Source organism: Klebsiella sp. HMSC09D12 (assembly GCF_001808475.1).
In the GTDB taxonomy this organism is placed as follows: Bacteria; Pseudomonadota; Gammaproteobacteria; order Enterobacterales; family Enterobacteriaceae; genus Klebsiella; species Klebsiella oxytoca.
In genome coordinates this window covers 1-3,120 of the sequence record NZ_KV793448.1, presented here as the reverse complement: position 1 = coordinate 3,120, position 3,120 = coordinate 1, and the positions used below count along the sequence as shown (strand labels likewise).

At 46.1% G+C, this 3,120-nt stretch carries 2 protein-coding genes and 1 pseudogene; all 3 read right to left on the bottom strand.

Going from position 1 to position 3,120, the window contains the following annotated elements; genetic code table 11:
- The coding region (locus tag HMPREF3178_RS08435) for a phage tail tape measure protein (protein WP_070585123.1) at window positions 1-2,584 on the bottom strand (2,584 nt) is incomplete at its 3' end.
- A gap of 60 nt (window positions 2,585-2,644) precedes the next feature.
- A complete protein-coding gene (locus HMPREF3178_RS29740; protein ID WP_071561202.1) occupies window positions 2,645-2,929 on the bottom strand; it encodes a hypothetical protein in 285 nt (94 codons plus the stop codon).
- Between the two features lie 54 nt (window positions 2,930-2,983).
- Window positions 2,984-3,120: pseudogene (locus HMPREF3178_RS31640) on the bottom strand (phage tail protein); the annotation flags it as partial.

Below are 3,120 nucleotides of genomic sequence, written 5' to 3'. Positions count from 1 at the left end.
TATCCCCCATCCCGGCACCAAGAAAATCAATATTCCCCCGGTCACGCGCAGCGGCATTACTGTCAGCCAGCCCCTCACGGAACGTTTGCAACTGTTCAGCAATGTTTTTCTGATCGATTAGTGCAGCATTTTGCAGGATCATTTCTTTTTTGGCTTGCTCAAGAGAGGCTAACTCCCCCTGCGTCACCTGATATTTCATTTTAGCCAGTTCGGTATTCTGGCTTCCCAGGGCTATTTGTTCCTGCTGCTGTTTAATAAGGCGCTTGTAAACGTCCTCTGTCTTTTCAGCCGCTTTAACCTCTTCGCTTTTTGGCGCTTTCCGGGTGGGCTTATTGGATTCATCGTTTTGCCATTTCGCCAACCCCTGATTAATAAACAGATCGCGGTTAGTTTTAAACTGAGGTTCATCCTTGAGCCCTAATTCGTCAGCAGCATAACCTAACCGGGCTCTCTCTCTTGCCTCTCCTTTAAGCTTCGATAATTCAAGGTCCTGCCGACTTTTTTCCAGTGCATTGGCTTGCTGTGATGTTAAATCAGCCTGAGGCATTCGCATTGGAACGTTAACTAATCCTTGCCTTTCCATTAAAAGCTGATTTCCCAATCCAAGCAAACGGTTAACTTCTGAATACTTACCAGTCATCAATATTAGACTCTGGTATTCAGCATTTTGCCGCCATGCTCTTTCTTTTATAAGATCGTTTCTTCTTCTTTCATTCTCCTCAAGTGCCTTTAATATATCACTGGATTTTTCTCGCATCTGACGAAGCTTGTCTTCTTCTACGACAACTTGCTCGGTCAAAATTGCAATAGCCTTTGTAATATTTAAATCATTTTCTTGAGTAATACCTGGCTTGCTTCTACTTTCATTTAAATCATTTATTTGTCTGTTAAGGCTTTTTACGCTCCGCTCTTGTTCTTCGATTAAGCGCTTTTGCTCCTGCATCGCCTCAACCGTTAATTTACGATTACTATCTACCTCAGGTAGAGTCATTGAAGAGGTTTTTTCTCTGATTTGATCTATTTGGCTGGCATATTCCTGAGCTGACTTCCTTGCTTGTTCCTGGCTTTGATACATAGCGTACCATGCGCCAGCACCCAGCATAACTAACCCGGGTATACCACCGACCAGCCCAAGAGCCCCGCTCATCAACCGGGTGCCGACAGAAGTAACGCTGTTAAGATTATTTTGAGCAGAAACCCTACCAGAAATATTACGGCTAAGCGCCGCTTGCGCTGCGGCAAGCTTTCTTTCAGCAATAGCCTGTGCATCGGCATTTTTTGCAGCTACAAGCCCCGCCTGAGCCCGCTCCAGAGCTGTTCGTGCTCGTACTTTTTCTGTAGCTGTTCCGGTGGAGAGAGCTGTTGTCAATCGACCTTGCGCAGCAGTAACCTTGGCTTCTGCGGCCGCAACCCTCTCCTGTTGTGCCGCCTGAACATCTGCACTTTTAGCACTCTGAAGAGCTTGCTGGGCACGATAAACAGCGGCGCGGGAAGCGGCAACAGAAGATTGCGCTGCTTTTTCTTGAGCGACTGCAAGGGCTACCTCAGATTTTGCCGCTGAAATAAGTGCGCCAGTAGCACTGCTTGCGCTGGTAACAATCCCACCAAGATATCGGGCTAATCCGATCCCAACCAAACCACCAGCAGCGGTGGTAATTAGTGACATATTATCTGCTACGTCACTGAGGGCCCCGCTGACAGCGGAAGATGTAAGAGAATCCAGCGTACCTGCCAGCCCATCAAGACCGCCAGAAAGTGCATCTGTCGCGCCAGTTGCCTGGTTCACCCCACCAACCCATGCCATAAAAGAGTTAGTGACTTTTTGCATTGATCCAGAAACTGTTGGTGGCAACGAGGAAAACTCCCCCTGTAATACACCTAATTGACTGATCAAAGCTGGTACGACTTTATCAATGGTAAGTTGCCCCTGATCAGCCATTGCTTTAAGGTCTTTTCGGGCAACGCCCATACCAGCAGCCAGGGCGCGGATGACACGATCACCAGATTCGTTAACCGCGTTAAACTCTTCGCCACGCAAAACACCTTGAGCAAGGGCCTGACTGAACTGGGTAATAACAGAACCGGCTTCTTCTGTGCTTGCACCAGATAGTTTAAGTCCTGTTGATACCGCTTCGGTGATTTTGAGCACTTCATCTGAGCTGTAGCCAAATTCACGCATTGATGCTGCCGCGCGTGAAAATAAATTAGCGTTATCAGTAAAAGCAGTGCCCGTACTCTGGCTAATCGCCATTAATCGGGTCTGAGATAAAGTAAAATCATTCGTAGACACTGAGGCTTGTTTAAGCCGTGCATTCACTGAGTTCCATTGATCAGCAATCTGAACCAGTTTTCCTGTAGCAAATGCTGCAGCCGCAGCCGTAGCTGCTCGACCAGCAGAAGCAAATCCATCGGTTAACTCGGAAAGAGCCTTTTGACTTTCTTTCGCAGCCGCAGCAGCCTGACGCCCACCATTTTGCATGGTTTTATAATAGTCTTGTCCCATGCGTGAAGCGCGGGCGATCTCAGTCTGAAATGATTGAGAGTTTGCTGAAACCTTAATGATAAGTTCACGCAGGGTTGCCATTTACTACCTCTTTAAAATAAAAAACCTGCCGAAGCAGGTTATTTTTTATAATCAAACAATCTAGTTTGCATTCTGGTCAATGAAATCCCTCAGAATTTTAGATTGATTGCATAACTCTTTATCTGTTGACATTCCTGAATCTTTAGATTTTTGACAGTAATAAAAGTAATCATCATTCTCTTTGGCGTATGATATAACTTTATAAAAAGCTTTCACGCACAGCGATGGATCTGAGTGCTGAGAACAAATGGTATTTGTTAGCTTTTGCAGTTCTTGTGGTTCAAGAATTTGCGTTGCACTAGCTGCTGATGTGATAAAAATAAAACCTAATAATAATTTTTTCACAAAATTCCCCTTTTCATTGGCAATAGGGAATCCTAAACCGTCACGAATACGTTGTCACTGAGAAGCGGCGAACAAAGCGGCCTCTAATCCGGCAAATGGATCGCCGCTGTCGCTTGCCTCGTCCTCTTCTGCGCTCCACTGAATCTGTGCGTCTTCAATGGTGACTTTACCGCCCTGTGCCCCGTACATCG